The sequence below is a fragment of the uncultured Boseongicola sp. genome, assembly GCF_937988555.1.
In the GTDB taxonomy this organism is placed as follows: Bacteria; Pseudomonadota; Alphaproteobacteria; order Rhodobacterales; family Rhodobacteraceae; genus Boseongicola.
The window spans coordinates 1-5,034 of sequence record NZ_CALJXO010000371.1; the positions used below are offsets into that span (position 1 = coordinate 1).

Below are 5,034 nucleotides of genomic sequence, written 5' to 3' on the forward strand. Positions count from 1 at the left end.
CGTTACTTCCTCTGATCGACCGTGCGATTGCAAATGACGAAGCCGCAATCCTTGTTCACAACAAGGCACAGCTTTCACAAAGCGTTGCACGTCTTTTTGACGCTGAAGAACGCGCCCCGCTTGTTGAGGCCGCGCGCGAGGTTATCAAGGCGCGTCGGGGTGTTCTCGAAACGACGTGGTCCGCAATTTTGCAGGCGCTTTAAGGCTCTATCAACCGTCCGTATCCACCCAAATCGTCACCGGACCGTCGTTGACCAGGGCCACTGCCATGTCAGCGCCGAAGGTGCCGGTTGCGACGGGAATGTTGAGGTCCATCACGGCGGATACAAACTCCAAATACCGAATTTCACCTTCATCCGGAGGTGCGGCGCTTGAAAATCCCGGTCGATTTCCTCTTCGAGTGTCGGCGGCAAGTGTGAACTGGCTGACGACAAGTGCGCTGCCCCCCACGTCCAAAAGTGAGCGGTTCATGCGTCCGTCATCGTCTCTAAAAATACGGAGCTTGGCAATTTTTGCGGCGAGCTTCTCGGGTGCATTCGGCGGATCACCTACCATGGCACAGACAAAGATCAAAACGCCATCTTCAATTGCTCCAACCACGTCGCCTTCGATGCGAACCTCAGCGCGTGAGACGCGCTGAACGAGGGCTCTCATCCCAATTCAGCGCGTGTCGGAGGGTTCGCACCCGCACGACTTACAGTGACCGCCGCGGCGCGCGCGCCCAGAGAAAGCGCTGCTTCTATTGTATCTGCTTGAAGATTTGCGATCTCGGCCTTGGACAGAACACCAGCGTCAGACAGCGCAGCCAAAAAGCCTGCATTGAAAGTATCACCGGCCCCGACGGTATCGACAACCGCGACTTTGTTTGCCGGAACGCGGACTGTTTGCACAGCAGAGTATCCTGTGACCCCTTCGGCGCCCTCCGTCACACAGATAAGTTTTGTGCCCTTGTTTAACAAATCAGCCGCGCCGCGTTGCAGATCGTCATGCCCGGTGAGCCAAGCAAGGTCTTCGTCGGATACTTTCACGATATCGCTGGCCGCCATCATATGACCAATCCTGTCGCGGTATGCTGCCTCGTCGACGATAAAACCTTGTCGAATATTCGGATCAAGCATGATCACACGTCGATCTTTCTCGCGCATCATCAGGGCCTCGTAAGCCCGCGCGCAGGGTTCAACGACCAAAGAGATACCACCGAAAAACAGTGTGGAAACAGCTGCATCGAGCGTTGGCAGGTCTTCGGCGCTTAGCATGCGGCCCGCAGAGTTCTCATCGTAAAAAACATAACTTGCCTGACCGTGTGTCAGTGTCACAAATGCCAATGTCGTCGGCTTGTCCAAGCGCGCGGCCATGCTGCTGTCAACGCTCGCCGCCGACAGCGCGTCTGTAAGAAGTTCCCCGAACAGATCCGTCGACAAGCCGCTATAAAAGCCCGTTGAAACCCCCAAGCGACCAAGTGCAATGGATGTGTTAAAAACCGCACCGCCCGCGTAAGGCGCAAAAGCACGCTCACCGTTTGCGGTGTGGCGGGGCAGCATATCGATCAAAGCTTCTCCAGAGCACAGGATCATCGGTTCTCCTCCAGGAAATCTGTTTCGCGGGGTCTAAACTCACACGCGCTGCGTCGCAAGTCGGCGAGAAAAGAGTTTATCCTTGATTGACTGCAGCCGTGTAGCCCAAAGCGCCGGCGATGATCGCAACAAGAAGGGCGGCAAGCGTCAGCTTCCAGATTGACCAAGGCCGTTCTCCGGCGACCTGACCGCTCTGACCGTTCACAACAAAACGAAATGACCGGCCGCGGTATTTATAGGCGGCGAGCCAAACCGGAACCAATATGTGCTTGAAGGTCACATCGCTGAGTTTGGTTTCAATGTTTTGAACACGCTGACGATCTCCTCCGATATCGAACTTGATGTCCCGTATGATCTGGCGATCCATGATGGTTCTGCCTTTTTTGAAGCCGTCCTCAAGCGACACAGTATAAGCTTCGGCGCGAAAGCCCGCGAGATACTGGGGCAAATAGGGTTCCAGTCGTGTGAGATCCCATTGGCCCAAGCAGGTGCGGAATTTCGCGGGTAGCGCTGTCGAAGCGACGACCAAAACATCATCAAAAAAGCGCGCGACACGCCCAGATACAGAGGTCCACCTAACTTTCGTGTGCGGTTCTGTCTGCCGTTTGCCGTTGCGGGTCACAGTCCTCGTTGTCGTGTATTCAATGCCGCGCTGCCCTGTGTAGCGGGTTTTCGTGTCGGCATCGAAGGTCCAGCACGGAGTATAGACGCCGCTTAGCTTGCGGCCTTTTCGCGCATATTCTGTTAAGCCGTTTGGCGCGAACCAAAGACGACCAAGCCAGTCCTTCATGGCCTGACGCGCCGCGTCTTCGCTCAACTCGAATGGAACAACTGCGCGCGGTTTTATCTGCCGGGTTGCCCCGGTATCGGTGACGACAGGCGTTGCACAATAGGGGCACTCTTTGGAGTGCACTGCGCCGTCGAATTCGATGCGCGCCCCACAATTTGGACATTGCGAAGTGCGTGCCTCTTCCATTTCCACGCCGCTAGTGCTTGCGCGCAGGGTGGCTGAAAAGTCCTGCTCCTTGATGGCCTGGTTGCGATCCCAAGGGCTATGATCAATTGTCTCGGCACTGCCGCAATGATCACAGATCAGTTGGTCGGCCCCGGGATCAAACCGCAGGTCAGACCCGCAATTGTGGCAAGGGAATCGATGATCTTCCGAGCCCATCAGAGGATTCCGTGCAAGAATTTAGGCATGATGGTGTGGAGTGCCCCGTCAAAAAATGCCGTGTGACGCCAAAGATGGATGATGCCGTGAAGGAGGCCAAGAAGCAGCAATACGGCCATCGCGCGTCCTGTGATGTTGTCTTCCAAAGCCGTCATGGATGCCACGGAAGCTGCCGCCATGGCGAAGCAGAGAATGTGATGTTGAAAGCGGTGAACAGGTCGCAAGACACCAGTCGACTTTGGCCCAGGTTTGCCAAGGGGTCCGCGACCCAGGGCGTAGATTGTGAACCAAAGCCCACTCAGCGCAGCGAAACCTGCTGTCAGCCACACTGAAGCGCTCGGGCCTTCTATCAAAAGGACGGCCAGCAAAAACCCAGTCGCCCAATGGGCAAATATGACAAATCCACGACGGGTCATAATACTTTCAGATGGGACCTCGATCCATGCACCTATCCTTGCGGTGGTGGCGGCGGCGAAACAGTGAACAATTGCGCGAGTTCATCAATATCGTTGGCATGTTGCCAGCCATCTTGTCCTTGCGTCCAAACCCAGCTTTCTCGCGCTAGCTTTTTTTCGCCCGCCAATCTGCCGAGGTCAGCTTTTGAATAGGGTCCCAAAGTCTTGCCGCCATCAGCAACGTGCCAGACGTTCTCAACCGGAGGCGGCGGAGGTGGAGCCAGAGGTTCTGCCGGGCGCGGGCCCCAAGGACCGGCCATCATGCCGCCCATCTGCATCCCCATTCCGGCGCCTAATCCCATGCCCATAGCGGACCCGGCAGCCCCGTTTTGCTGTCCCAAAGCGTCGGCCGCCTTGTAGCGCAAGTGATCGTCCAGTGAGCCAACCATGCCGCGTGATGTGCGTTCATCCAGCGCCTTCTCGACGGCGGGCGGCAGGGAGATGTTTTCAATGTAGAGTTCCGGAAGTTCGAGGCCGTAAGATGCAAGGGTTCCCGATATACCTTCGGCCAGAATACGTCCGAGATCTTGCGTGTTTGCAGCCATATCAAGCACGGGAATACCGGCCGTTGCGACGACGCGGCTGAACGCCTGCACGATGATGTTGCGGATCTGATAGCTGATTTCGTCCATTGTGAACTCGCCGTCTGTGCCGACGATTTCGACCAGGAACTTGCCGGGGTCAGACACCCGGACCGCGTATGTGCCAAAAGCACGGACTCGCGTTGGCCCAAATTCCGGATCCCGAATGATAATCGGATTCTTGGTTCCCCATTTCAGATCGGTAAACCGGCGGGTTGAGATGAAGTACACTTCGGACTTGAACGGCGACTGGAAACCATGATCCCAGTGCTGAAGCGTGGTCATGATCGGCATATTGTTGGTCTCAAGCATGTAGAGACCCGGCATGAATGTATCCGCCAACTGTCCTTCATGGACGAAGACGGCCGCTTGGCTTTCGCGGACCGTCAACTTGGCGCCATATGTGATCTCGTGATCTTCGCGCTCAAATCGCCAGACCATTGTGTCTCGCGTGTCGTCGCTCCAGTGGATGACGTCGATAAACTCCCCACTTAGAAAATCGAAAATGCCCATTGGGGTCTCCTCTGGCAGGTCAGGTTGAAGGCGACATTAAACCGGTCGCGATACGTCGGATGAGCGGCGCAGCGGCGGCGCCCCGCATGCCCGGCTTCAGTCGTGGATCATAGAGTATTTGCAGCAGTAACTCATCATGGTTAGTGAGCCGGCCAAATTCGTCATCATCGTTGAAGATGGATGGCCTTGCGCTTGGACTGTCGTTGGCAAGACCCAGCCCCTGTGCAATTTCTTCGTGAAAGCACGAGGTGCGCAGGCGGTCCGGTAGTTCAGCGCGGATAACTGCGACGGCGCGCTCGTATCTTCCGTCTTGTGCCGGGTCCGACGCGAAGACGACGCAATAGGTGTCGCGTGACATATCTTCAACAAACCGCACTTGCGATGGGGATAGCTCTGGCATGAATTGTGTGAGCAAAGGCCCGGAGTTCCGCAGCTCCTGATCGTTCAGCACAAGAACATGAAAGTTTCCACCGCGCCGCACGTTTTGCACCGGGTGTCCGGTAATGCTGGCGAGACGATCGCTGAATGCTGTGATCGTGGCGATGTCGTCGTCCGCTTGTTCGCGGTCCACCGAAGGACCAATCACAGTCTCGATCAGAACGGGTTTCTCCCAACGATGGAGCGTGCTTGGAGCGCTTGTCCGGACAAGCAGCCCAGCACGAGCGCTAAATTCCTCGCTGAAAGCCAGCGCATCAAAATTGCGGGCGACCATCTCGTCAGTGAAGGGAACGTCGGGGCCT

7 protein-coding genes are annotated in these 5,034 nt (G+C 56.4%); 1 reads left to right on the forward strand and 6 read right to left on the reverse strand.

Translation table 11 applies throughout. The features are described 5' to 3' along the window. A partial coding sequence (locus Q1B15_RS21895) for a hypothetical protein (RefSeq protein WP_299758049.1) occupies positions 1 to 203 on the forward strand: 203 nt, incomplete at its 5' end. A 7-nt stretch (positions 204 to 210) separates the two neighbouring features. Here the strand turns inward: Q1B15_RS21895 and dtd are convergent. The 6 genes from dtd to Q1B15_RS21925 form a co-directional block, all read right to left on the reverse strand. Continuing rightward, on the reverse strand, positions 211 to 654 hold the full coding sequence (dtd, locus tag Q1B15_RS21900) for a D-aminoacyl-tRNA deacylase (protein ID WP_299758050.1): 444 nt from the start codon (positions 652 to 654) through the stop codon (positions 211 to 213). Continuing rightward, entirely contained in the window at positions 651 to 1,574 is a 924-nt protein-coding gene (locus Q1B15_RS21905; protein ID WP_299758052.1) for a carbohydrate kinase, read from the reverse strand. The genes dtd and Q1B15_RS21905 overlap by 4 nt, the downstream gene beginning before the upstream one ends. A 76-nt stretch (positions 1,575 to 1,650) precedes the next feature. Beyond that, the gene (locus tag Q1B15_RS21910; protein ID WP_299758054.1) at positions 1,651 to 2,745 is read right to left on the reverse strand and encodes a TFIIB-type zinc finger domain-containing protein; all 1,095 of its coding nucleotides are present in this window, start codon (positions 2,743 to 2,745) and stop codon (positions 1,651 to 1,653) included. Continuing rightward, on the reverse strand, positions 2,745 to 3,161 hold the full coding sequence (locus Q1B15_RS21915) for a hypothetical protein (RefSeq protein WP_299758056.1): 417 nt from the start codon (positions 3,159 to 3,161) through the stop codon (positions 2,745 to 2,747). Before Q1B15_RS21915 ends, Q1B15_RS21910 begins: the two co-directional genes overlap by 1 nt. Positions 3,162 to 3,193: 32 nt before the next feature. Further along, entirely contained in the window at positions 3,194 to 4,294 is a 1,101-nt protein-coding gene (locus Q1B15_RS21920) for an SPFH domain-containing protein (RefSeq protein ID WP_299758058.1), read from the reverse strand. Between the two features lie 19 nt (positions 4,295 to 4,313). After that, positions 4,314 to 5,034 (reverse strand): DUF2927 domain-containing protein (locus Q1B15_RS21925; RefSeq protein ID WP_299758060.1); only part of this gene is annotated, 721 nt, incomplete at its 5' end.

What these genes read in the sequence shown, in the direction of transcription:
- dtd (WP_299758050.1), bottom strand. Translation starts at nt 654, where the DNA reads ATGAGAGCCCTCGTTCAGCGCGTCTCACGCGCTGAGGTTCGCATCGAA.
- Q1B15_RS21905 (WP_299758052.1), bottom strand. Translation starts at nt 1,574, where the DNA reads ATGATCCTGTGCTCTGGAGAAGCTTTGATCGATATGCTGCCCCGCCAC.
- Q1B15_RS21910 (WP_299758054.1), bottom strand. Translation starts at nt 2,745, where the DNA reads ATGGGCTCGGAAGATCATCGATTCCCTTGCCACAATTGCGGGTCTGAC.
- Q1B15_RS21915 (WP_299758056.1), bottom strand. Translation starts at nt 3,161, where the DNA reads ATGACCCGTCGTGGATTTGTCATATTTGCCCATTGGGCGACTGGGTTT.
- Q1B15_RS21920 (WP_299758058.1), bottom strand. Translation starts at nt 4,294, where the DNA reads ATGGGCATTTTCGATTTTCTAAGTGGGGAGTTTATCGACGTCATCCAC.